Genomic DNA, 24,399 nt, shown 5'->3' with positions numbered 1-24,399 from the left:
TCAATCAACGATCAATAGCATTCTGATCCTGATAGACTTTGGGGGTCATCCCGGACCATCTTCGATACGCATTTGTGAAAGCGGAAGCAGATGAATAGCCAGTTAGCTTTGCTATTTCATAAATTTGAAAGCGATCCTTTCTCAGTAACTCGTTGGCTGTCTGCATGCGAATATTCAGCAGATACTGAATTGGACCAACTCCTGTCTGATCTCTGAATTTTTTAGCAAAATAAGATCGAGAGACATGAATGTGTTCAGCAAGCGACTCAACAGTCCATGGAAAAGAAAGTGCGTTTTGCATCAACTTTATTGCTTGCTCGATATCAGAATCGTATTGCACTCTCACGATATCTGAGCCGGTTAATCTCAACACGATTTCAGTTCGAATCGAATCGACGATGACCAGCTTCAACAGCAAGTTTGTGATCGCTTCAGACATCTGAGATTCATCGACCAAGCTGGAAGTATCAACAACTTCTGTACGCAGCTCTTTCGCATACACTTCTGTCGCAGGAATTATTGAGGGGAGCGAAAACTTTGAGTTCAACTCGGAGAAGTGTTTCAGTTCAAATTGAACAATCAGTGCTGGCACTTCCTGATCTTGAATTCCGGCAATCTTAAACTTCGCTTGCGAATTGAAGACGATGACATAGTTGCCAAGATTCCGATCTGTCGAGTCAGACTCCTCAATCTCGAAATGAGCGTGCGAACTGTTTAAACAAACGAGGCAGGGAGTAAGCTCTGGACTTACACACCAGTTTTCGTTGATGTCAATGAACTGTGCCTTGCGCCAACAGACCCGTAAGCTCTCCAGCATTTCATTCAGCGAGCCACGATTCGTATGGAGCATTTCGTGTCATCAAAATTTTCTTGACGAGTTGCGTTGATATGCATATCAACGCTGAAGATGGCATAATTCAACAGAGAAAATTGGCGAACTCAACAATGCAACCGGACTGACTAGAACCAGTCCGAAAACTTGTGGAATGATGACTTTTCTCAGTGCTTGAAAGCACAAGTTCAGGTTTCAGGATCAGTTCTACTAAACTCCACGAACACTCGGAAGTTTCGCGAACCAAAGCATTAATGTGCAAAAAACATGAAATTCAGAGCTGTTCGCTTAGTTTTTGGGTTCTTCCGGGAATTTAGTGGCTATGGGATCTTGGGTTTCAAGATGAATCCCCCCGGGCGCATATCACCACTGCTGACTTGTGCTTCTTCAGCAAGTTGCTTCCGTGTGCCCTGCCGGGTCGATGACGCGGGGTTAAATTGTCTGCCCAGAGTTGATCTCTTGGTCGCTTTGTTGTTTCGTCATCAGAGTCTTCGACGATCATCGACCGGGTTAGAGAGCTGCTTGTTCTACCGGTTACTCTATTGTTTGCCTACGAAGAATGCGGTCTCGCTAGTTAAATCACCAGCGAAACCGCTGCTCTTCACGGGCACACGGTAGAGCAAACGACTCTAGTCACACAGAACAACTCGTTCAGAAATTGGGGAGAATGCCCAAGGGCCTCGGTGCGCATGTTTCATGCACATAGTGCCTGCAGGTTAGTCACATCTGCTTAATTTTGAGCATCATTCAATCTCTTCCCCGACTCTTCCCGGGCTCTCTCCAGAATTCGCAGGCCAGTCTTGAGTGCGGTATTCACTGGGTTTTGTAGAAATGACATGAGACTTCGGTATCTCGATCATCTTTTGGCGCAGCGATTGCTTTTCAGTCAATCGTTGGTCCTTTTGTGGACCACTTTGTTTGCTCAGAGTCATGTTAATCTGGAATTTTCATAGCCATTTCGAAGAGGCACACAGATGATCGGCGCAAAAATGCGTATGGAGGAGAACGGTTCGTTCCGTTTTCTAAAAATGTTTATGGTGGCAATGTTGCTAGGAGCAGTATTTCACTCCAGTGTCTCTGCTCAGACCGAGACGGAAGCGGAGGTTATTGAAGATGAAGCAGTGATCGCAGAAGCGGTCGTCGAAGAAGAAGTTGCTGAAGAGGAAGTCGCTGATACCCTGGCGTTGCTTCGTGAAGACGCAAACATCCTTTGGACTTGTCTGGCAGCATTCCTGGTCTTCTTTATGCAGGCGGGTTTTACGCTTGTTGAAACAGGATTCACTCGGTCCAAGAATGCCTGCAACATCATCATGAAGAATCTCATGGACTTCTCCGTGGGGTCACTCGCCTTCTGGGCGGTCGGCTTCGGCTTAATGTTCGGTGTTTCAAGTGGGTATGTCGGAACGAGTTTCTTCTTCTTTGATGGGACAAAAGAATCTGGCTACTTCTCTTCAGAGGGATTCGCCTGGTCGTTCCTGATCTTCCAAACAGTCTTTGCTGCGACTGCAGCAACGATCGTGAGTGGTGCGGTTGCAGAGAGAACAAAGTACATCGGTTACCTGGCATATTCCATTGCAATTACAGTCATCGTTTATCCCATCTTCGGGAGCTGGTGCTGGAACGGCCTGGTTGGTGCTGATGACAGCGCAGGCTGGTTAGAGGCAATGGGTTTTCTTGATTTCGCTGGCTCGACAGTCGTTCACTCAATCGGTGGCTGGGCTGCTCTTGCAGGTGCAATTGTGATTGGCCCTCGTAAAGGCAAGTTCAACAAAGAAGGACAAGTCACACCGATCCCAGGACACAACATCCCGCTTGCAGCTCTGGGTGTCTTCATTCTGTGGTTAGGATGGTTTGGCTTTAACCCGGGAAGTACAACTGCTCTTGGCGGAAGCATGGCATACATTGCAGTCACGACCAACCTGGCAGCTGCCGGTGGTGCGATCGCAGCGATGTTTGTCTCATGGATTTTATTCAAGAAGCCAGACGTTTCCTTCGCATTGAATGGAGCACTCGCTGGCCTTGTTTCCATCACAGCTGGTTGCGACATCATGTCACCCTTGATGGCGACCCTGACTGGAACAATTGGCGGAGTACTCGTTGTCTTCTCGGTACTCTTCTTCGACAAGCTGAAGATTGACGATCCCGTCGGAGCCGTCTCTGTTCACGGTGTTTGTGGAGCATGGGGTACTCTGGCAATTGGACTCTTCTCCAGTGCAGCCGGTGGAAGCCAATTAGGAATTCAGGCACTCGGTGTTGCCGCTGCATTCTTGTGGGCATTCCCTGTCAGTTTCGCAATCTTCACAGTCATTAAGATGACCGTCGGACTCAGAGCCTCCGAGGAAGAAGAGCACATTGGACTGGATATCTCAGAGCACGGCATGGTCGCCTATTCCGGCATTCAGTAGGAAGGTGTCTCAAGGTTTTACTGACTGGGGCTGTGCAACATCAAGACTTTTGATCCCGTTCCTGGAAAGCTCGATCTGACACAAATCGAGCTTTCTTAGCAGGTTGCAGAAATATGAAACGCGTCGTTATTCAGGTCAGTTCAACGGAACAGTGTTCCGAGAATGAGAGAACTGCAACTACGAAAGTAGAAACCGTTCTGCCTGAAGCAATCGCTGAATTGGTTCTAGCGACAGTCATGAACTTCAATTCCCAAGCTAGCACACAACCCTCTGAGAGAATCGTTGAGTTCCTGGTGAAACAGGAATTGGAAAATGTTGACGACCCCAGCGGATTGTTCGACCGCCTCATTGCAAACGTAGAAAGGACACTGCTCACACTCATTTATGCTGAGTGTGATCATGTCCAGACTAAAACAGCGCTTCGATTGGGGATTGATCGTAACACCCTGCACAAAAAACTTTCAAAATACAATCTTCTGACAAATGAAGCACGAGTATCAAAGGAGACACCATGAAAAAAATTGAAGCGATTGTTCGACATTTCAAAGCCGAGGACGTTAAAGAGGCCTTGGTCAGCGCCGGGATTCAGGGAATGACGGTCTCTGAAGTTCGCGGGTTCGGAAGACAAAAAGGTCACAAGGAAATCTATCGCGGAGCAGAGTACGCGGTCGACTTTGTCCCCAAGGTGAAACTTGAAGTGATCGTTCCCGCCGCTCTCTGTGAGACAGCTTTGGAAGCAATCACCAAAGCCGCTCGAACCGGGCAAGTTGGCGATGGAAAGATCTTTGTTTCTGAAGTGGCAACTGTTGTACGAATCCGAACAGGAGAAACTGGAGACGAAGCTCTCTAAAAGTCTATCTCACTCGCTCCCGGTGAATCACCGGGAGCGAAGTGGGAGAAACTCATCGACGAACTCCTTCTCTCAGCTGAGAGTCTTACCCAGATTCGGCGGACACTGAGCTTGATCTGATCTCCGACTTTCAAGAACTGTGCACGGATGGTGTCCGCCTGAGCCGATTCGTATGCCGTCCCGCTCAACCCGAACGTTCGCAACGCATACGCAATCGTCTCACTCCCGACTTGACAGAAACTTCCTCATGGATGCTCTACCGTGTGCCCGTGAAGAACGCATTTCTCTAAACCCAGTCCGAGAACCTCTGGAATAGCCGCTTTTCTCAACGTTTGAGAGTGCAAGTTCAAGTTTCAGGATCAGTTCTAAAGACATTTCGGCTCGATCGTGTCAAACGTCAACTACGGGAAGCCGATGATGAAGACCTGCTTGTCAAGCAAATCGCTGATGCCAATGGATTCCATCACCTGGGACAATTCTGCCGTGACTATCGCCAACTTTTTGGTGAGTCACCTTCGGAATCACTGCACCGCAAATGATCGTGATAGATGGGACGGATGACGCTCATTCACTACTGGACGAGCCAGCAGTGGCATACAACATCGAAGAGCAGGTTCTTCAACGAAAGTAAGAAGTTCATCGCCCCTGTTGGGGCGATGAACTGGGGCTAAGTTGTTTGCTCAGGAAGGGGAATTGTTTTGTTCAAACTCGAATTGAGATTTGTCTGCGACTGTCAATGACGGGTCACTTCTGTAACAAAAGCAAGAGATCCAGCGGCTACAATTTCACCCTGTTTGTGCTCGAACTTCACTCTCCAGGCTGAAAGAGCTTTTACCTCATCGCTGCTAATCTCTTTTCTTCTCTTTCGCGGAACTCTTGCTCCAACTGTTCTGGAAGCGGCATTTTGCTGTTGAACAGGTCGTGAGATTTCAAGTAGTCACGAAACCTGAGGCACGCCCATTCCCAAGATGTGAAACGGTGACAGATTGTGCCGGGACTAATCAGACCGCCGCGGTATCGATGTTTATTGTAATTTGGCCGCTCACGAAAGATTCGATAAACGCGATACAGATCATCGTAGAGATCCTGTTCAGAATAACGCGTCTTCAAGCGGGCTCGGCGGCTGAGCCCCACACTCTCCCGCAGGTCTCCCCAACTCCCGAACCGATCCATGATCATTCGACCAGAGAGCCCTGTCGCATGCAGAAACTGAACCTCGGTCAGATTCTCACCATGCTCAGCAACCTGTTCCGTCATCAGTTTCAATATCTGATTTTTGGAAATCTTATTTCTCGCCCGGGGAGCTTCGGGAGTCAGGCCAACTTCCGTTCGCAAGTTTTTCCAGTTTCCAAACAGATCGAAGATGACATGCTGAGAGAGCCCCGTCTCGCGGCGAAATGCGGTCAACGTCAGCGACTCGCCGTAATCCTCCGCAAGTTTCTCTGCTAGATCCAGAACTTCACCACGTGAGACTTTTCGCATCTGCGCCATCGTTATTCACTCCTCACCCAAAGTCGTGAAGGTTGCGCAAAACTGTTGTAGCAGGAATCGGAAATGTGGCTGGGGCTCGTCTATCCGTAAACGACGGGTGACAGATTTAGGGTCGATCCTGAAGATTCGTGAGAAAAGTGCAGACGACACCAGAGAGCGAATTGCGAAGTTTTGGCTCTGCTCTAAAATAGCCGTTTCACGTTTGGGCAATCTGCTGGCGTGTTGCTTCAAGTATCCTGTGCCAGATTCACGTTTCACGACTGCCTGGCCTACGTTTTCCGGTTCTATGACCACCCTCCCAGTCCTCTCTGTTTACTGCCTGCTGATCGTTTTGGCCTCTCTTGTGGGAGGAAAGCTTCCCAATATTGTGAAGCTCGATCACAAACGCATGCAAATTTTAATCAGCTTTGTGGGCGGGTTAATGCTCGGAATTGGCCTGTTTCACATGCTTCCCCATGCAGTCTCGCAATTGGGAGCGAGCCAGATCGACCGCGTTGTCGTTTCGACGATGCTCGGGATTGTCGTCATTTTCTTCCTTTTGCGAATGTTCCATTTTCATCACCATGATCTGGAGCAACTGCCCAGCAGCGAAGTCTGTGACCACGAGGACCATCATCACGAACACAGCCATGACGGCCATAGCCAATCACTCGCGAACAATATGAGTTGGATGGGAGTTTTTGTCGGACTTTCCTTGCATACCATGATTGATGGATTCGCTTTGGGTGCGAGTATTCAAGCCGATTCGCTGCATGGAAGCACTGCTTTCTTTTTAGGAATCGGCACGTTTGTGGCGATTCTGCTGCACAAACCGTTGGATGCACTGTCGATCACCTCGCTGATGCGAGCTTCCAACTGGTCGGGACGTTCACAGTTTTTGGTGAACGGAGCATTCGCACTGATGTGTCCAATCGGAGCGTTTCTATTTGTTTCGGGAGCACCACTGTTGGCAGGCCAGGAATCAGTGGTTGTTGGCACGATGCTGGCGTTTGCTGCCGGAGCCTTTATTTGCATCTCATTGAGCGACTTGCTCCCCGAAATGGAATTCCACTCACATCACCGAATTCCGTTGAGTATCGCCTTGCTGCTTGGGATCGCCCTGGCTTGGGGAATCCGTTATCTGGAGCCGGCACATGCCCATGCTCCCCAGAGCAGCGAAGTTCAGTCACCGATGGAGATCCTCGTCATCAATTGAAAACTTATTCGGGAGAAAAACGTGCCGACTCAATTTCAAGCGAACATCGCAGAACACTTCTCTGGCGATCTTGAAACCGCTCGCGAAATCTTCGCTGAGCATCCTTGGCTGCTTGTTCCCGATTTGCAACTCGATTGGTTAGAACGGGGATATCAAGGAACCTATCGTAATGTTGAAGTTGGGGCGGGTTCGCCGGCGGACTTTGCGATTCATTTCCACCTGCAGGGGAAACTCTACATCCAGTTGATTCGGCTCGCATCGCCCAGAGCGCCGATTGTCGTCGACTGCAGTCAGCCTAGCGAATTCATAGCTGCGTTGCAGGATGTTCAAAGCTGGAAGCAGACCGTTCAGGATCGACAACTTCCATTTCAAGAACTCATTCCCGCATCGGGTGTGGTCTTCATGTATCGGATCGTGATCGGTCGCAGCTCTCAATTCTCAGAGAACGAGAAAGCTGAAATGAAAGCTGCTCAGAACTGGGATGTCCGCATCCGTTCGTACGACTGGTTAATCGAGAAAGCAGGAGAGTACAGCACCTTCATGGTTCAGGCTCTTGATGCTTGCGGACCGCCGAAAAGTGGAGCTGAGTTTGTCTCTGACTTTCCCGGACTCGTTGAGCGCCTCGACGGACCAACACCCCCGTATTTGAGTTGATTTTCGCATCGCTTGCAGCTCACCAGAGGGGAGAACTGGCCCCCGGATTCACCTCAGTCACAACCATCTCTTTCCATATTGCCTGATTCCGTATAAAGTCTCCAGAGCAGATTTGAAATAGATGTACGTGAACAGTCTCGTGGAGATGAGTGATTCACCACATGAAAAGCACTCTTCACGGACACACAAAACATGAAAGTGTTCCAAGAGCAGTTTTGAAAAGGTGTACGCGACCTGTCTCGTGGGCATGAGTGACACATCACATAAAAACGCCCTTCACGGACACAAAAAACACGAAAGTGTTCCAAGAGCAGTTTTGAAAGGTGTACGCGACCTGTCTCGTGGACATGAGCGATTCATCACATAAAAACGCCCTTCACGGACACAAAAAACACGAAAGTGTTCTAGAGTCGCTCAATACGGACGGGGCGGCAGACTTTCTTTCTGATCCTACAAGATCGACAACGGAGTGAAAATTCGATGTTGGCAAAGACGCTTTTGCATTCACATAATGTTTGGCTCGCTCTTATTTTCGGGCTCTTCTCCACACAACTTCTGGCTCAAGATGGAGTCCAGCCTGAAACGGTACTCGGCTACCAACCGACACAAAAAGATGTGGTAATCGAGACACCGAAGCCTGAAGAAGTGAAACAGTGCAAATTGAAAGTCGAGCAGCATGGAAACGGCTCGGGCTGGGCACTCTACGGTCCTCAAGGCCAGTTGCTCCGCCGATTCATTGATACCGACGGAAATCAGCGTGTCGACGAATTCAAATATTATCAGCACGGGCTGGAAGTTTATCGCGATCTCGATACCAACGGCGACGACAAAATCGACCAGTCGCGCTGGTTGAACACACAGGGTACGCGTTGGGGAATCGACACTGATCAGGATGGGAAAATTGATACGTGGAAAATGATCTCAGCTGAAGAAGCAACGCGTGAAGCGATCATGGCAATGGCGAATCGTGATCCACACCGCTTACAGGCAGTCTTCATTTCAGAAGCGGATGTCAAAGCACTCGGCCTCACCCAGCAAATCGGTGATCGCTTTCTCGCCAATCGAACAAACATCACCGCACAAATGCAAAAGATTCTCGGATCGACAAAAGTCCTCACTCCCAAAACTGAGTGGGCTCGCTTCGACAGTTCGATGCTCATGCCCAATCTCATTCCTGCTGATGCCGGAAAAGCCTCCAATGATCTTCTCGTCTATGAAAACGTGATGGCCATTGTCATGAATGATGAGGAAAGCGGCTTCGTTCAAATCGGGGAGATGATCAAAATCGGCGACGCCTGGAAGCTGACTCAGGTTCCGAAACCGATCGAAGGAAATCAGTTCGAAGTCGCTGAGGGAGGACTCTTGCTGCAACCCGCAATCGCAGGCATGCCTGCCGGGGCAACAGAAGGACTCACTCCTGAGATGAAGGAACTGCTGGACCAATTACAGGAGCTGGACACCAAATCGCCTACCGCGGAATCGACTCGCGAAGAGATGGTTCGATTCAATGTCGCTCGCGCTCAACTTCTCGATAAAATTGGTGAACAAGCAACTTCGGCAGAGGATAAGAAACTCTGGTTGCGACAACGTCTGGAAATGATCGCCACCGCAACACAGATGGACGCGTTTCCAAACGGGCTTCAAGTATTGCAACAGAGTATTCAAAAACTTCGCAGCCAGGATGCCGCCAAAGATCTTATCGCTTTCGCAGTCTTTCAGGAGATGGTTCTCAAGTACAACACTCGCTTGCAAACGGCACAAGCTGAGGACCGAGCAGATGTTCAAACTGCCTGGTTGAAATCGCTCGAAGAGTTCGTCAAGGAATTTCCGGAGGCTCCTGAATCAGCCGACGCCCTGCTCCAGCTGGCAATCACCAGCGAGTTGAATGGCAATGCCAAAGAAGCTCGCGTGTGGTACACCAATCTTGTCACCGACTATTCCAGTTCACAAGCTGCCAAACGAGGAGAGGGAGCCTTACGCCGACTTGGATTAGAGGGACAGCCAATCACCCTGGCAGGTGCAACACTCGGAAACGGTCGCCCCCTCTCGCTCGCAAGCTATCGAGGAAAAGTGACGGCGATCATCTTTTGGGCAACATGGTGTAAGCCATGCACAGAAGACCTCCCGCAAATTCAGGAACTTCACCGAACCTATCAACGAGACGGTTTTGAAATCGTAGGTGTGAACCTCGATTCTCCCGGAGCTGACATCGACGGCTATCTGAAAAACAACCGTGTCGCCTGGCCGCACATCTACGAAGAAGGAGGCCTCGAAAGCCGCCCTGCCCTTGAGTTCGGAATCTATTCGCTCCCAACGATGTTCCTCGTCGACAAAACAGGCAAAGTTGTCTCCAACAGCGCCTCGGTCGATGACCTGAAAAAGCTGGTCCCTCAATTACTAAAACAGTAAGACCGGTTGCAGAAGAGAACTGACCAGAAAGTCGCGGCTCGGGACCATTGTCCCGAGTCTCTGCGACGTCGTCTTCCAATGCTGAACCTGGTCGGTCTGCTTCAAAGAAATTCTTCGACAAGGAGCTTGGTCCTCGCACTGATGATTGGGGCGCCGACGTCCACTCTATCAATCTATCGGTGGTCTTGACGCCTTGCTTTTGGCAAGCAGTCTATGAAGCCACGAACGTGAACTTCGCGGACGCTATGTATCTTGAAAATTCTCTCACGCTCCAGACGTTGAATTGTCGACGATTTGATTCTCGTGCATCTTGCCAATCTCGCTCACGCCGGATCCTGAACAGCTGGCTTCTGAACAATCCCGCCGGGATTCCCTTTTTACGGTTCTTTCGGATAGGATCATTGCTGCAAAATTGAGCTTGATGATCTCTGCTGCTCGAAAGAAACATGGATGATGTATGGATTGCCTTCGTTCATCATCCGTGACCCTGAAAAGCGGCCAAAGCTGTCAGGGCAGAAATCTGTTGGCTCATAGACCAGACATTCAATCCTGGGGTCTGCGTGCCCGTGCCGAACGTGTTTCACCAGCGAGATACAGTTCACCACGAGGCAAAGCCCGAACACCACTTCGAAGAATGCGATAATGATGACCAGCATGATGACTCGATCCTCCTTCATCGTAATCCTGTCGACAGTCTGCATGTCAGCAGCTTTCATCTCGACAACTTTCATATCGACAACCGATGCCCATGCGAGTGATTGGCCGATGTGGCGACGCGATTCAGGGAGGACGAGTGTCACTGAGGATGTTCTTCCGGAAGCTCTCGAACTGAAGTGGACGCGAGAACTCCCGCAAATTGAGCCTGCCTTTCACAGCTCACGACTGCAATTCGACGCAGGATACGAACCGATCGTGGCTGACGGAAAACTGCTCCTGTCATCTTCTCGAACTGATTCCGTGACGGCTTACGACGCGACAACTGGACGAGAGCTGTGGGTCTACCGCACGAACGGTCCGGTCCGATTTGCCCCCGCAGTTTGGGAAGACTCGGTCTGCTTCGGCTCTGATGATGGGCACCTTTATTGTGTCGAGCTATCTACTGGTGAATTGAAATGGAAGCATCGCGCCGTCCCCAGTGAGCGGCTTCTGCTTGGAAACAGACGTTTGATTTCAGTCTGGCCAGTTCGGGGTGGTCCTGTTGTTTCTGAAGGGATCGTCTATTTCGCAGCTGGCGTCTGGCCTTTTGAAGGAGTCTTCGTGTATGCGATGGACATTGCATCGGGAAAGGTCATTTGGCGAAACGAACGTCTGGGGCACATCTTTGGTCAGCAGCCGCATGACACACAAGCAATCGGCGGGCTCGCTCCGCAGGGGTATTTGATTGTCAATGATGATGAACTCATTGTGCCATGTTCAACAGCCTATCCGGCGAGATTGAACATTGCGGACGGCACTCTTCTTGAGTTCCAGTTGCCAGCTCCCGGACGTTTTCCTGGCGGCTGGTTTGCTGCCATCGACAAAGAGACTTCGCTTGCGGTTCGACGGGGGAAATTGACATTCGACAAAGCAATCAACCAACAGCTTCACGAAGACAAAGTCAACGCGGGGCATGGTGTTTCAGGAATCAGTCGATTGATCAAAACCGGAAAGCAGACTCTCAAGTTTGATGAGCCACTGGAAGGTGTCGACGGGAAGATTCATTCCATGATCGTCGCTGAGAATCGATTGTTTGTTTCGACTGAAGCAGGAAAGATTTACTGCTTCGGAGAACAAGCTGCAAAGGCATCCGCAAAGGTCATTCACTGGAACGAAAAGCGAGTTGAGCTTTCAGAGTCGGTAAAAGCGAACGAGTACGCGAGCAATCTTATTCAGGAATCTGGCCATCAAGACGGCATCGCAATTGTCGTCGGGTTGAGTGACGGAAGTCTCGTCAAATCGCTTCTGAAGAACTCTCGATATCAGCTCATTGTACTTGATGACAATGCAATGAAAGTTGAACAACTTCGAGTTACATTGCAGCAGGCTGGCATTCCCGGAGACCGTGCCGCTGTCATTCAGGCTGACTTGAAGAACCTCTTGCTTCCGCAGTATCTGGCAACTCTCATCACGACTGAATCACCAGATCGAACTCAAGCCATGGCAACGGAATTACTTCAGTCGCTGCGACCGTTTGGTGGGCTCGCGGTCCTGGGGAATAACAAAATTGATACGCACAATCTTAACGAGACAACACTCGGAAAATTTGAATCAGGAGAGCTTAACGGCCAACAAGTTGTTCGGCGTGTCGGAGCCTTGCCCGGCAGTGTCGATTACCAGGGGAACTACGCACTTGCCGAGGATGCCCTCGTCAGGTTCCCGTTAGGAGTGTTGTGGTTTGACGATACACTGGCCCACTTTAAACGCTCTCCACAACCGGAATTCAAAGGCGGGGTCATGATCTCTCGTCCGAAAGACTGGAGCAAAGAAAGAGTCAGAGGAGACTATTCCGTCGACTATCCACTGCTGGGGCCTGTGCTTTCGGATATTTATACTGGTCGCGTTCTCGACGCCTCAGAAGAGTCGAAATTGCGAGCCAGTTTACCAGACGTCGGCCGCAAGAATCCGCAACAAAGTTACTATCACGCCCCGCACCAGAAGACAGCTTTACACCCTGAGCCTCCCGTCGCAGGTCAGCGAACCAATCCAATGACCGGAAAAAGCGAGTTGCGAGTTTTCCCGAAGACTTACGGTTGCGACGGCGGAGTGGACTATGGAATGTTTTACACTTTGCGAAGTGGCACGCCTGCTTTCTATGACAAAACATTGGAGAGCGGAACAGTCTTCATCAGCGGCCCGCGCAGTGGTTGCACAAACAGCATCATCCCATCCGGTGGAATACTCAACGTTCCTTATTTTTACGAAGGCTGTACCTGTAGTTACCCGTTACCGACAGCTTTGAGCCTCGTGGCGATGCCGGAGTCTTTCGAACAATGGGCGTCATGGGGCGACGACGCAGTTGAGCCTGACTCCATCCAGCGGATCGGGATCAACTTCGGAGCACCGGGCGATCGGACAACTCGTGATGGGACCTTGTGGCTGGACTATCCATCTGTCGGAGGGCCATCTCCGAAAATTCGTACGAAGACCATTCCAGAGAACCCAGACTTCCACTATCGGCACAGCCTCTGGATGAATAAAGACTCCGTCTTTCCCTGGATCGCTGCCTCGTCAGCCGAGGGGCTGCAAAGTTTTGAACTCGAAGACCTCAAACCGGGGGCTTACACCGTCCGCCTCTACTTCTCGGAAGGATCAACTCTTAATTCGGGTGACCGAGTCCAACAGATCAAAATCAACGATCAAGTTGTCCTCAACGAATTCGACATCCGGGAGACAGCAGGCGATTCCATGAGAGAGGTCGTCAAGCAAATCGAAAACGTCCAACTCGACGGATCGTTCTCAATGACGCTCAATGCAACGCACGGAAAAACTCTCATCAGCGGCGTGGAACTGATTCGATCAGAGTGACCCCCGAGTCGTTTTCCTGCTCCTTCAGAGGTTCTTGGATTCGTCAACCTTCCTTGACTCTCGCTCTTGATTCACGCAAATTGATAGCGCAGTAAGATACGAGGAATCGAATCGTGGTCGCCTTGAACGAGAGTTGAGAAAGTCATGAAAACGGTCACGATCATTGGTGGAGGATTCAGCGGGACGATGGCGGCCGTCAACCTGGCGAGGTTGTCGGATGAGGCTTTAAAAATTGTGCTGGTGAATGATCGGCACCCCTTGGGACGGGGTATCGCCTATTCAACCACACGTTCCGAACATTTACTTAACGTTGCTGCACGGAATATGTCCGCTGTTCCGGATCACCCCGGCCACTTCCTTGAGTGGCTCCACTCCCGTTCGGACTTCAGCGATCTTCCTGAACCGCAGCTTCGTGAGATGTATGTCCCACGGAGAGTTTATGGTGACTACCTGCGCAGCTTGCTGCAAAATTATCTGGCTCCTATTGATAGTCATCATCCCGCTGAAATTGAGATCATCGAAGCTGAGGCCGTCGACATCGTCCCATCATCGCAGGACGATTCCGCAGATGTCGTGCTCGACAACGGAGACAAAATTGCCTCGGACCGCATTCTGCTAGCAACAGGGAATCAACCACCAGCGGGACCGGGGAGAGAAGAAACCGAAGAGTTTCGACACCCTCAATACTGCCCCGATCCATGGGGAAACTGGCGGAAACGGATTCCCGATTCGAGTGAAAACATCGTCATCGCAGGAACCGGCCTGAGCATGGTTGACTCGTTCCTGACACTCGAAGAGCTCGGCTGGCGCGGTCAAATTATTGCGATCTCACGAAACGGAATGATTCCACAATCGCACTTTCGTGGAATCGATTACCCAGACTTCCTGCCTGAGAATCCCGAATCGGTCGGGCTCGCAGGGATGTACTCTTTGCTTAAAACTCATTGCGAGCAACTGACAAGGCTGGGCGAAAACCCCGGTCTGGTTGTGGATCGTTTGCGACCGTTCACTCAACGCATCTGGCAGAAATTCAGCATCGAAGAAAAGCAACACTTTCTGAAACACTATGCCGCTCGCTGGAACGTGATTCGACATCGTATTGCTCAGCCGATTCATCAACGATTAACTGAAGCCATTACCGAGGGTCGCGTCAAAGTTCAGCGTGGTTCACTCAAAGATGTACGGGGTCATGGCGAGTCGCTCGAAGTCGTCGTCAAAACTCCTGACGGCGATCAGCAAATCATCCCGGGAGGGCTTGTGATCAATTGTACTGGTCCCAACGCCGGGTTTTCTCACACTAAAGTCAAGCTGTTCCAAAACCTTCTTCAACGAGGTTTAATCATTCCCGACGAACTCGACATGGGGATTCAGGTCGGCCCGGACTTTACGGTCATCGACGCCAATGGCGTCTCATCATCCAAGCTTTACGCAATGGGAGCGTTGATGAAAGGAACCTTGTGGGAAACGATCGCCGTCCCCGAACTTCGAGGGCAGGCGATGAGAGTCGCTGAGATGATGATCGCGACCTCAACTGACCAGGATCGAGACTACCGCCTCTCCGTCGAAGAAGAACACGTCATCGAATACTACATCTAGAACACTTTCCAATTGGTTTGCAGGATCTGCCTGTGAAGGACGCGAACACGTGCCCCGGTAATTCATTGGGGAGCGAAGCTGAGAATTAATCCAGCGGAGTCAGCATTTGCACGGGAACGTAAAATTTCGCATATTTTTTTCCGTCTGAATATCGCTGTCCTTTCCGGTCCCTGACCAAAACCGTCGCACGTTTCGTGATACGGTTTACGACACCTTCGTACTCTTTCCCTTCAATCGAAAACCTGACTCGACCGCCAGTGCGGATTCCATGAATTTTCTGTGCCTCTTCACGCGGAGTCACCAGTTGATGCCGATGATCTGTGTGACCAAAAAAACGTCCTGCGATCGACTGAAATCGTTTTTGCGAACATTTCGAACGCCCCCATGTTAACAGTTCCACCAAGTGGATCAGTTCATGTTCAAAAATTCTCTGCAAGGCTTCAAGCCGATTGTGACATTCCAGCCCGGTGACAATGATTGGCCTGTCGAAGTTTTGAAAACTCTGGAAGATCAGGGTTGAGGCCACAGCGATTTCATAATCGGGCTCATGCGGACGAGTCCGATAAATCGTCTGAGTCGTTTTTCCGCCAGCCCGGGTCATCCTGGGAGAGATTCGAAAAGTCAACTTGAGGCTCCCCAAGAGCTTTCGACATCCTCCATCAAAATATTCCCGATCATACTCATCAAACAGCAACTTTAAATCATCCGGGTGAAACCCATTGAAATTCGGAGCATCAAGAGTTGAGGACCGCTCAAGCAACGTACGATGAATCACTAGAAATTTCGCCGTCACTTCTTCAGGCGACAGGTTTGCCTGTTTGAGAAAATTAGCGAATTGTTCTTTGTGAATTTGAATTCGGTTTGACATTCTTTCGTCTTTGTCGTTCAATTTCTGGACAACGAGATCACGATTCTATCGAGACTCCCGTCACTCTGGTAGAATCGCTCCATCTGGAATTTCCTCGCATGAGTTGTCGGGTCGAGGCCAGTGCAATTCATTATCAACAACCGGAGATTACCGAAATGGCGAATAAAAAGCAGAAGAAGGAAAAAGAACGCGAACGACGGGTCGCCAAAAAGAAACTCGAAGCTGCAGCGAAGCGCAGAGAAGAAGCAAAAACAAACAGCGACTCCAAGCAGTCTACGGCTAAAAAGTCCATCTATAGTAAACAGCAAGCTCCCAAAGCATCGCAAGTGACCGGCACCAGCCAGAAGTCATTTACCCAACGTCGTAGCGGCGGCGGTTAAGAAATCTCGAGCTCGACAAGACGACGCCTGCACTGCAAAGTTCAGCATTGAATGAAAGCCTCTTTCGAATTTGGCGTTCGGGTTCCGGCTCGTGGCGAACAGCGAATTAACTAGCGAAACGCATCCTTCACCGGCACACCATAGAGCAAACTGCTCTAGTAGAGTGGGTGGAGTTCGTCGATCTATGTTAATGGTGAAACCACCACTTTACCTCACGGCCACCGCAATCGCTGGTCTGTCCATTTTGTCTACGTCACTGCAAATGGGCAGAGCATTACAAATGGTGGAAGAATGAGAGTCAACACGGAATTCGCCACGCCCATCCTTACGCTCCGCTCCAGCCTGAGCGTTCCACCCTCCGCCCATTTTGTCTATGTCTGAATGACTTTCGATTACCATTCAGTTCATTTAACCTGAGTGTTGAACGAAGATCCGACATTCAACAATCTCATCAGAGTAGGCAGAATCAATGAAGTCGACAAAACAGCGTATGATGCTCACAGGCGGAGTTATTACTCTGTTGTTGGGGATCACTCTTTATGCACAACAACGTGGCCCCAGAGGTGGAGGCGACAGAGAAGCTTCGCTCCAGGAACCTTTCCGCGGTGTCGTTGCAGATGGAAAAGTTGAACCGGGTCTCTTCAAGATTGAATCGACAGGCGTCAGCACAAAACCGGTTATTAAGGCTGCCAAAGAGTTTCTGGCTGGATTGACCGACGAGCAAAAGCAGCGAACGACGTTTCCTGTCGACGATCAGGAATGGAGGAAGTGGGACAATCGGCACTCTTATAAACGTCAAGGTGTTGGCTTTGATGAGATGGATGAAAAGCAACGTGAACTGGCGTTTGGCTTGCTGAGTGCCAGCTTGAGTGCCAAAGGCTTAAAGCTGTCTCAGGACATCATGAAGCTCAACGGAACATTGGCTGAACTCGCCAACAATTTCGATGAATATGGTGAGTGGTTGTATTGGATCACAATCATGGGAGAACCATCAGCTACTGAGCCTTGGGGGTGGCAAATCGATGGTCATCATCTGGTCATCAATTACTTCGTACTTGGCGATCAAGTGGTCAAGTCGCCGGTGTTTGTGGGAAGCGAGCCGGTCCATGCCACGAGTGGGAAATTCAAAAGGGACCATTGTGATGCAAGACGAGCAAAACAAAGGGCTCAAATTCATGCAGTCACTCGATGCTCAGCAAAAAAAAGTAGCTGTGCTATCAACTGTGAAAGAAGGGAATAACGCTCTCACACAAGCTTACAAAGACAACGTTGATCTCGATTATGCAGGTTTGCCGGGCTCAAAGTTGAATGAGAAGCAACAGCAGCAGTTGCTCGAACTGATTGCGGAGTATGTTGGCAATATGGATGATGGACACGCGAAAGTGAAAATGGGCGAAGTCAAAGAGCATCTGGATCGAACGTACTTCGCCTGGATCGGTGGCGATTCTGAAGAGAGTGTTTTCTACTACCGCATCCACAGCCCGGTCGTCCTGATCGAGTTCGATCACCAACGCCGCGTCGCCCCATTCCGGTCCAGTCGACCAACACGAGACCACATCCACGCGGTCATCCGCACTTCCAACGGAAACGATTACGGCAAGGATTTGTTACGGCAGCACTACAAAAAGCATCATCATCATGACCATGACCATTGATTCAATTTCGACGGTTGGCACGTACAGGACATATTGTCATGAAGTGTGACGGGCGTGGCGGGTGGCACGACCCAGAACGGAACGGAGTGAAGTGATGGGCGTGGCGAGCGCGGGGTGAGGTTGATGAATTAGCGAACGTCCATTGCGCAGTTGCCACGACCACCGTTCCGCTTCGCTACACTTAGATCGTGCCACTCGATCCGATGCAAATGGATAGAACATTACCAATCATGGAAGAATGAGAGTCAACACGAAATTCGCCACGCCCATCCTTACGCTCCGCTCCCGAGCGGATTCACAACACCCTGCACGTTGTCAGCTTCGTTGAAAAGAATGGTAGAACGGCCACCGGTTGGGTGAAGTATCCGTAGGTCAGGCCCTTCACCTGACGCAGATTGGTTGAGGTGGTCTTATGCGATGAGGGATGCCATCAACATCATGGTCAGTAATGAAACTCTTCCCGCACGTCGTATTGTTCTCGCCGGTTCGTATCCAATTTCACGTTGCGTCAGGCGAAAAGAGCCTGACCTACGCTTGCTAATTTCTCCGAAGAACCCTTTTTTCTAGTCATGTGGTAAAATCGGGGTTAGTATCCGCAACCACCCAGTTGAAACTCGAAAAACTTTTTTGCTAGAAACATCCCAATTACCGGAAAAAACAATTTTTTCGCCAATGTCCGTTTTAACAAATCCCACAATTTGAATTTCGCTTTCGCCTTCTATTAATGTGAGATTATCGACTTCAAAGAAGGAATAGAAAGGAGCATTGGTGTGAGTATGATTTTCATTCTCTTTCCAAACTCTTTCAATAAGTTCTCCTTGACCAGCAAGCAAAGAATGATGTTCTCCCGACTCACTAACTTGAACTAGAGAGGTGAGAACTGTCTCTATTGGCTTTGCATCAGCTTGTATATCTACAATCAAATTCAAATGACTACGATCTCCGTAGCGAGAATATTTGAATAGGAGCGGTATAGAGAGCTGAGGTTCATACCTCCCACGAAACCCTCCATGAATTCTTGAAATGCGAGCCATTTCTTTAGAATCTTCAGATTGAGTATCTGAACTCAATACTTTCCATGAGATTCCTCTTACCATTTCAACGCCCAGTGTGAAACCTATATATATAAGAAAAACATACAGATTTTTTTTGCTAAAAATAGTTTTTACAAAAATGTTTTCTTTAACAGAGTTCAACAAAAAGACTTCGTTAACATTTCGTCCCATAAAAAATGTCTCATTTGAGATTATTTACCGCTTTGTTTTGATTTCCCTTTACAATCCACTAAGGGATTGGGATTGGTCCAATATTCCGATTTGCCCCATTGTCTCGAACGAAAACTGGACAATCTACACGTACTTCAGGTGGGTCAGCATATAGCGGTCGAACTCGAAAGTATTTTCGCATGTTTGGTCCTACGCAATCATCCTTAATCCGACCAAAGATTCTTCCAGGTATCCAGCAACCATCTAGTTTTGCGGCTAGGATGATTGGATTAACATCAGCTGGTACATGCGGCATACCTGTGAATCCAAGCCCAGAGCGCTAGAGTCTACGGTTCCATGTCCTGGAGTGGTCCTAATCAGTTGACCTTTGCCATCATACACGCATTGATTTGAATGGCCGTTTATTGCTTTGGATCTCATCGAATAAACTGCGCCAGGATGAAATCGACTTTCATGAAATCCAATTCTAGTAGGATAAGTCCATTCATCATTAGGGTCGAATACGATTACACCATCAAGAGTATCCATAGTACTTGGGCAAAAACATAAATTCGAAGGACACCTTGGCAGGATAGTCCACCAATCCCCTCTCCTCTTCTGAGAGTTACACCACCTGTCGAAAATTGTTTGATCAGTTGGCGGCCACGGCTCAGGACGCGGCATATATGGTCCTAAGCCACCTGGGATTGGAGCTCCCGGAAGAGATGGACCGAAAGGGACACCTCCTTGTGGACCACCTTCTCCTGGACTAGCACCAGGTGGGTATGGACGGACAGATCCATCTGGGTGGAGATATCCTCCATCATGATCTAATTGCGTGCCGCTTGGATCAATGAATCTGGGAATGAAATACGCCAAATACACATTTACTCCACCTACAAATCCCAACGGATCAATACTGCACCATCTTCCAATCGTTGGTGAATAAATCCTCGCACGTATGTATTGATTCTCAGTATCGACATCGGAGTAATACCCCACGTTGCCGGTGAACTGGAATGGATTCTCTGTCGAGCCACTGGAGTTGATAACATTGCCCCAGGCGTCGTAGAGGTAGGTGTCGGTGATGGTTTCAGCATTGTCGGTCAATTGTCTAGTTGATCCCAATGCTTCGTAGTGGTAGAAGCCGGGAGTCCAAACCACCCCTGATTTTCGATACTGAGAGACCAAATTTCCGTAGTAGTTTGGCTCATTCGTGTAGACGACGTTGATGTCGTCGTTCTCATCAGACTCAGCGAGGTAGTTCTGGTCGTCCCAGATGAATTTTTTGGTGCCGGTTGATTCTTCGAGTTTCACTCTTAACCCGTCCGGTTCATACGACATGGTGTTGCGGATACCGGAAGGCAACTCAACCAGAGTTGTCTTGTTTTCGTAGTCCCAGGTTGTAGTGGTGCGGTCGTTGTCGGGGGCTTGGACGAGTTGCTGGTTTCCGTCGGCGTCGAATGTGTAAGTCGTCGTTCCGTTCGCATCGACACTGTTGCTCAATTGATTGGCAGCGTCGTAGCTGTAAGTTGTTCTGGCTCCAGATTCGTTTTTGAGGAGACGATTCCCGGCTGGGTCGTACATGAACGTATTTCGGTATGGAACAGTTCCGGTTCGATAATCCTCAGTGATTTGATTCTTGGCGTCGTAGGACCAGGTAACGCGACTTCCGTCGGCTTCCAGTGAAACGGTGCGGTTGCCGGCCTTGTCGTACTGGTAGTCAAACTTTGAGATGACAGAGCTATCGCTTTTCAGATTCGCGAGCGTCGTGATGTTACTGGCAGCGTCATAAGTAAACGAAGCTCTTGTTCCATTCGCGAGTATCTTGAGAGCGCGGCGACTATCGGCGTCATAGGAAAACGTCGTTCTCTCTGCCTGTGGATTCTCTACGATTTTGATTCGATTCAATGAATCATACGAATACGAAAACCGCCCGCCATCAGGGTCGATCATCAATGACCGATTTCCAACAGCGTCGTATTGATACTGAATCCTCTTCTTGGACCTACCCATTGTTCTTCTCCTGAACTTCTATTTGAATGTTTTCTGGCCACCGAAACAATTGAAATTTAAAAATTCAACGATTGACTCAATTTCAAATTTTGTAGTCGGTCGTCACATCATCACGACGATTCAACGAATCGTACGTTGCAGTCACACTCACGTTTTCGTTTTCTAGGAGCGTCCGGTTTCCAGTGGCATCGTATGCGAATGTTGCCCTTGAACCATCGGGATAGCGTCTAGAGAGCAATTGAGAAGCAGCATCGTAACTGTAGGTTGTGCGATTCCCACGTGCATCAATTCTGAGAGTTTGACGACCAGCAGAATCGTAAGCTGATGTTGTCCGGCGATTGAGCGGCAGGGTGGCCCGGCCGACTTGTTCGGTTGGATTGGGCGTGGCGAGTACGAAGTAGAGACTCAATCATCGACAAGGTCTCGAATCAAATGAGAGTTCACGACTCAAATAACGACAAGACGTACTTTCGCAAGCAGCGTCGGCGATACGATCAGCGGGGTACCATAACGGCTTACTCGGATTGTTTGAATTTGTCCCCTTATCAGAGGCGTAGGGGGAGAAAATTTGAACAGCGATTTGGACCAGCTGAGACAGCTGTTGATTGGGAATGGTCGAGGGCTCGCTGGTACGCAGGAGAAGAAGACGTCCCGCTTCAAATGGATAGAACATTACCAATGGTGGAAGAATGAGAGCCAACACGAAATTCGCCACGCCCATCCTTACGCTACGCTCCAGTCTGAGCGTGCCACACAACGCCGTTAACTGTGTTTCTGTTCGGGTGGCACGACCCAGAACGGAACGGAGTGAAGTAATGGGCGTGGCGAGCGCGGGGGTGAGGTTGATGAATAGGTGAACGTCCATCGACCTGTTGCCTCGCCCACCGTTCCGCTTCACTACACTTAGATCGTGCACCCGATCCGCTGCAAATGGATAGAACATGACCAATGGCCGAAGAATGAGAGTCTACACCAAATTCGCCACGCCCACCCTTACGCTACGCTGCAGTCTGGGCGTGCCACACAACGCTCCAGTCTGAGCGTGCCACCCGCTGGGGCGGATGTCCTTGAATGCGGGTTCGATTCGTCATCGACGAATGGCTGGGCACAATCTGGGTTGTTTGATGTTAGAATTCTGGAAAGGTCGAAGCAGATTGCCCTTAGAGTGTTGGAGTTTCGATTTTCTGAGGGCAGATTGCCTAAGACGTACAAGCCAGAGGTGAACATCCAAACCAGCAACATGTCCTCAGCCACACGTTGCTTTTCTGTCACCTAATCGGCTGTAGCACTGGAATGCGATCACTCAGCTAAGAGTTCATCGATGCGGCAGTATCCCATCTCCATTGCAGCTCCCATTCCGGTCGCCAGGGCCTCATCGCGGGCCGTTGTTGATGCATACTCGATCAACGTGGTGACCGTCGTTCCCAGGTCCGTCTCCTGAAAGGTGAGGGTGACGACCGTTTCCTGGCTTGCGTCGTCTGGTGAATCGCCGATCAAGTGCTTTTCGTCTTGAACGATCTTGCTATGCGTTTCGATTTCGCGAAAGTGACCGACCATTGCAATCTTAAAACCGTCTGCTTCATTGCAAAATACGTTTTCGTACTTGCCGCCGACTCGAAAGTCCATTTCGCAGACGGGCATCGACCAGCCCGGCGGTCCGAGCATCCATTGACGAACCAAGTCCGCGTCGGTGAAAGGTTTCCAAACCGAGTCAACTGGCGCGTCGAAGCTTCTGACGACCTTAACCTGTGTGTCAGAATCGGAGTTCACGATGGCTGGTTTCACTCTCTTCTTCTCCATAATTAAAATTGCTCTTCAACGTTGAGAAAAGCGGCCATCCCAGAAGTTTTCGGACTGGTTCTGGTCGCTGCGCGGGTTTTAGAAGATTGCATCGAAATGAGTTGCCTGCCAGCTCTCGTGGTCGAGGGTCAGTCGGCATAGACACCGGGTTCTTTACCGGAAGTGATGCTGCCGATTTCCCAGCACTGTGAGCCGGTTTCTTCAATTCGTTTTTTGACTGCAGAGGCGGCTTCAGAGCGAACGACGATTGCTAAACCGATCCCCATGTTGAAGACGCGGAACATCTCTTCTCGCTCGATTTCTCCCAGACCTTGAATCCAGTTGAAGATCGCTGGCGTTTCCCAGGCACAGCGACGAATCGATGCCTGAAGCCCCTCCGGAACGATTCGCCCGGTGTTCTCGGCCAACCCACCACCGGTGATATGTGCGATCCCGGTCACGTTTGGTTTTATTGCTTCATCACCTAACAACGCGGCGACAAGTTTTGCGTAGATCTTTGTTGGAGTCAGTAACGCTTCGCTGACGCTCATTCCGAGTTCATCAACGTGAGAATCGATTTCCAGATTGGCGACTTCAAAGACAGCTTTACGAACCAGGCTGAAACCGTTGGAATGCAATCCATCCGAAGCTACGCCAAGAATCACATCACCAGATTCTATTTTCGTTCCGTCGATGAGATCCTCTTTCTCGACAACACCGACACAAAAGCCAGCCATATCCAAATCGCCGGGTGAGTAGAGATCAGGCATGATGGCTGTCTCTCCACCGAGTAAGGCAGCTCCCGCATCGACGCAACCGTCTGAAACCCCTTTGACAAGATTCGCAACGAGATCGGGATCATCCTTCGGGAGCGCGAGGTAGTCGAGAAAGAAGAGCGGCTCGGCCCCGATACATAAACAATCGTTGACGCACATCGCGACCAGATCAATCCCCACTGTGTCGAAGCGACGTGCACGAATCGCAACTTTGACTTTCGTTCCGACTCCATCCGAACCGGAGACCAGTACGGGATCTTTGTAGGAACGTCCCTCACCGAGAAGTCGGAACAGGCCTGCAAAGCCCCCCGCGAGCGGCATGACTCGGGAAGATTGTGTTCGCTTCAATAAAGCTGGAATTCGAGCCATCGCTTCTGCGTAGGAATCGAGATCAACTCCAGAATCTTTGTAGGAAATCGCCATGAATTTTCATCCGAGAAGGGCTGCCGTGCGTTCGTTCAGTGTGGAGTTTACGAGGTTTTCGAGGGAGAACAACTGAGCAAATCAGAATCGCTAGAGCAAATCCAAGATTGGCCTTCACGTTCTGCTTCGTGGCGAGCAGTCTATGATCTCATGAAAGTGAGTTTACGGGTACGATCAGCATCGAAAATGCTCCAGCATGGTTTGGAGTTTTTCTCTCGGTCCCGTAAGCTTTTATCTCGCATAATCAACTGAACATGTCATGGTGAGATTCTCCTCAGAAGCAGAATTTCCAATAAAACGGTCTGCCCCGCCCTGGAAGTGTGGGGTTCCACTGCAGTTTCCTAATTTCCGAACACCTAAA

17 protein-coding genes and 3 pseudogenes are annotated in these 24,399 nt (G+C 49.8%); 12 read left to right on the top strand and 8 right to left on the bottom strand.

Annotation, left to right across the window (positions count from 1 at the left end):
* Positions 1-4: 4 nt before the first annotated feature.
* On the bottom strand, positions 5-850 hold the full coding sequence (locus tag Mal48_RS03305; protein ID WP_145196083.1) for an AraC family transcriptional regulator: 846 nt from the start codon (positions 848-850) through the stop codon (positions 5-7).
* Positions 851-1,806: 956 nt separating this feature from the next.
* Between Mal48_RS03305 and Mal48_RS03300 the strand changes: the two genes are divergently transcribed.
* The 5 genes and pseudogenes from Mal48_RS03300 (at position 1,807) to Mal48_RS03280 (ending at position 4,626) form a co-directional block, all read left to right on the top strand.
* A complete protein-coding gene (locus tag Mal48_RS03300) occupies positions 1,807-3,237 on the top strand; it encodes an ammonium transporter (RefSeq protein ID WP_197442009.1) in 1,431 nt (476 codons plus the stop codon).
* Positions 3,238-3,350: 113 nt separating this feature from the next.
* A complete protein-coding gene (locus Mal48_RS23850) occupies positions 3,351-3,752 on the top strand; it encodes a helix-turn-helix domain-containing protein (RefSeq protein ID WP_145196080.1) in 402 nt (133 codons plus the stop codon).
* A pseudogene (locus Mal48_RS03290) lies at positions 3,749-4,054 on the top strand (P-II family nitrogen regulator); the annotation flags it as partial. The gene Mal48_RS23850 and the pseudogene Mal48_RS03290, both read left to right, overlap by 4 nt.
* Before the next feature lie 11 nt (positions 4,055-4,065).
* Positions 4,066-4,113 (top strand): annotated as a pseudogene (locus Mal48_RS23845) (hypothetical protein); the annotation flags it as partial.
* Between the two features lie 312 nt (positions 4,114-4,425).
* Positions 4,426-4,626 carry a helix-turn-helix domain-containing protein gene (locus Mal48_RS03280; RefSeq protein ID WP_197442007.1) on the top strand — a complete coding sequence of 67 codons (201 nt, stop codon included), beginning with the start codon at positions 4,426-4,428 and terminating at the stop codon, positions 4,624-4,626.
* Between the two features lie 292 nt (positions 4,627-4,918).
* Here Mal48_RS03280 and Mal48_RS03275 read toward each other — a convergent pair whose 3' ends face one another.
* A complete protein-coding gene (locus Mal48_RS03275; RefSeq protein ID WP_145196071.1) occupies positions 4,919-5,578 on the bottom strand; it encodes a hypothetical protein in 660 nt (219 codons plus the stop codon).
* A 286-nt stretch (positions 5,579-5,864) separates the two neighbouring features.
* Between Mal48_RS03275 and Mal48_RS03270 the strand changes: the two genes are divergently transcribed.
* The 5 genes from Mal48_RS03270 to Mal48_RS03250 all read left to right on the top strand — a co-directional run bounded on the left by Mal48_RS03270 (position 5,865) and on the right by Mal48_RS03250 (position 14,936).
* Entirely contained in the window at positions 5,865-6,773 is a 909-nt protein-coding gene (locus Mal48_RS03270) for a ZIP family metal transporter (protein WP_145196068.1), read from the top strand.
* 21 nt (positions 6,774-6,794) lie between these two features.
* Positions 6,795-7,427, top strand: coding sequence for a hypothetical protein (locus tag Mal48_RS03265; RefSeq protein WP_145196065.1), 633 nt, complete (start codon positions 6,795-6,797; stop codon positions 7,425-7,427).
* A gap of 480 nt (positions 7,428-7,907) precedes the next feature.
* Positions 7,908-9,836, top strand: coding sequence for a redoxin domain-containing protein (locus Mal48_RS03260; protein WP_145196062.1), 1,929 nt, complete (start codon positions 7,908-7,910; stop codon positions 9,834-9,836).
* Between the two features lie 654 nt (positions 9,837-10,490).
* Positions 10,491-13,340, top strand: a complete 2,850-nt coding sequence (locus Mal48_RS03255) for an outer membrane protein assembly factor BamB family protein (protein ID WP_197442006.1) — start codon at positions 10,491-10,493, stop codon at positions 13,338-13,340.
* Positions 13,341-13,484: 144 nt separating this feature from the next.
* Positions 13,485-14,936: an FAD/NAD(P)-binding protein gene (locus Mal48_RS03250; RefSeq protein WP_145196057.1), complete on the top strand. Its 1,452-nt coding sequence runs from the start codon at positions 13,485-13,487 to the stop codon at positions 14,934-14,936.
* 85 nt (positions 14,937-15,021) lie between these two features.
* Here the strand turns inward: Mal48_RS03250 and Mal48_RS03245 are convergent, their stop codons facing one another.
* The gene (locus Mal48_RS03245; protein WP_145196054.1) at positions 15,022-15,804 is read right to left on the bottom strand and encodes a SprT-like family protein; all 783 of its coding nucleotides are present in this window, start codon (positions 15,802-15,804) and stop codon (positions 15,022-15,024) included.
* 98 nt (positions 15,805-15,902) lie between these two features.
* Between Mal48_RS03245 and Mal48_RS03240 the strand changes: the two genes are divergently transcribed.
* Entirely contained in the window at positions 15,903-16,184 is a 282-nt protein-coding gene (locus tag Mal48_RS03240) for a hypothetical protein (protein WP_145196052.1), read from the top strand.
* Positions 16,185-16,674: 490 nt separating this feature from the next.
* Positions 16,675-17,839, top strand: a pseudogene (locus tag Mal48_RS23840) (DUF3500 domain-containing protein).
* A 563-nt stretch (positions 17,840-18,402) separates the two neighbouring features.
* Here Mal48_RS23840 and Mal48_RS03230 read toward each other — a convergent pair.
* The 5 genes from Mal48_RS03230 to purM form a co-directional block, all read right to left on the bottom strand.
* Positions 18,403-19,065 (bottom strand): hypothetical protein, encoded by a 663-nt coding sequence (locus Mal48_RS03230; RefSeq protein ID WP_145196049.1) that lies wholly within the window; start codon positions 19,063-19,065, stop codon positions 18,403-18,405.
* 255 nt (positions 19,066-19,320) lie between these two features.
* Positions 19,321-21,060 carry an RHS repeat domain-containing protein gene (locus tag Mal48_RS03225; RefSeq protein ID WP_145196047.1) on the bottom strand — a complete coding sequence of 580 codons (1,740 nt, stop codon included), beginning with the start codon at positions 21,058-21,060 and terminating at the stop codon, positions 19,321-19,323.
* Between the two features lie 82 nt (positions 21,061-21,142).
* Entirely contained in the window at positions 21,143-21,469 is a 327-nt protein-coding gene (locus tag Mal48_RS03220) for an RHS repeat domain-containing protein (protein WP_145196044.1), read from the bottom strand.
* Positions 21,470-22,359: 890 nt separating this feature from the next.
* Positions 22,360-22,845: an SRPBCC domain-containing protein gene (locus Mal48_RS03215; protein ID WP_197442003.1), complete on the bottom strand. Its 486-nt coding sequence runs from the start codon at positions 22,843-22,845 to the stop codon at positions 22,360-22,362.
* A gap of 143 nt (positions 22,846-22,988) precedes the next feature.
* Entirely contained in the window at positions 22,989-24,038 is a 1,050-nt protein-coding gene (gene purM / locus Mal48_RS03210; protein WP_145196038.1) for a phosphoribosylformylglycinamidine cyclo-ligase, read from the bottom strand.
* Positions 24,039-24,399 lie beyond the last annotated feature (361 nt).

This window comes from Thalassoglobus polymorphus (assembly GCF_007744255.1).
Lineage (GTDB): Bacteria > Planctomycetota > Planctomycetia > Planctomycetales > Planctomycetaceae > Thalassoglobus > Thalassoglobus polymorphus.
Note: the sequence above shows the minus strand (reverse complement) of the source record. Positions and strands in the feature narration are given on the sequence as shown.

What these genes read in the sequence shown, in the direction of transcription:
- Mal48_RS03245 (WP_145196054.1), bottom strand. Translation starts at nt 15,804, where the DNA reads ATGTCAAACCGAATTCAAATTCACAAAGAACAATTCGCTAATTTTCTC.
- Mal48_RS23850 (WP_145196080.1), top strand. Translation starts at nt 3,351, where the DNA reads ATGAAACGCGTCGTTATTCAGGTCAGTTCAACGGAACAGTGTTCCGAG.
- Mal48_RS03250 (WP_145196057.1), top strand. Translation starts at nt 13,485, where the DNA reads ATGAAAACGGTCACGATCATTGGTGGAGGATTCAGCGGGACGATGGCG.
- Mal48_RS03275 (WP_145196071.1), bottom strand. Translation starts at nt 5,578, where the DNA reads ATGGCGCAGATGCGAAAAGTCTCACGTGGTGAAGTTCTGGATCTAGCA.
- Mal48_RS03300 (WP_197442009.1), top strand. Translation starts at nt 1,807, where the DNA reads ATGATCGGCGCAAAAATGCGTATGGAGGAGAACGGTTCGTTCCGTTTT.
- Mal48_RS03270 (WP_145196068.1), top strand. Translation starts at nt 5,865, where the DNA reads ATGACCACCCTCCCAGTCCTCTCTGTTTACTGCCTGCTGATCGTTTTG.
- Mal48_RS03255 (WP_197442006.1), top strand. Translation starts at nt 10,491, where the DNA reads ATGATGACTCGATCCTCCTTCATCGTAATCCTGTCGACAGTCTGCATG.
- Mal48_RS03240 (WP_145196052.1), top strand. Translation starts at nt 15,903, where the DNA reads ATGAGTTGTCGGGTCGAGGCCAGTGCAATTCATTATCAACAACCGGAG.
- Mal48_RS03225 (WP_145196047.1), bottom strand. Translation starts at nt 21,060, where the DNA reads ATGGGTAGGTCCAAGAAGAGGATTCAGTATCAATACGACGCTGTTGGA.
- purM (WP_145196038.1), bottom strand. Translation starts at nt 24,038, where the DNA reads ATGGCGATTTCCTACAAAGATTCTGGAGTTGATCTCGATTCCTACGCA.
- Mal48_RS03230 (WP_145196049.1), bottom strand. Translation starts at nt 19,065, where the DNA reads ATGGGACGAAATGTTAACGAAGTCTTTTTGTTGAACTCTGTTAAAGAA.
- Mal48_RS03260 (WP_145196062.1), top strand. Translation starts at nt 7,908, where the DNA reads ATGTTGGCAAAGACGCTTTTGCATTCACATAATGTTTGGCTCGCTCTT.
- Mal48_RS03305 (WP_145196083.1), bottom strand. Translation starts at nt 850, where the DNA reads ATGCTCCATACGAATCGTGGCTCGCTGAATGAAATGCTGGAGAGCTTA.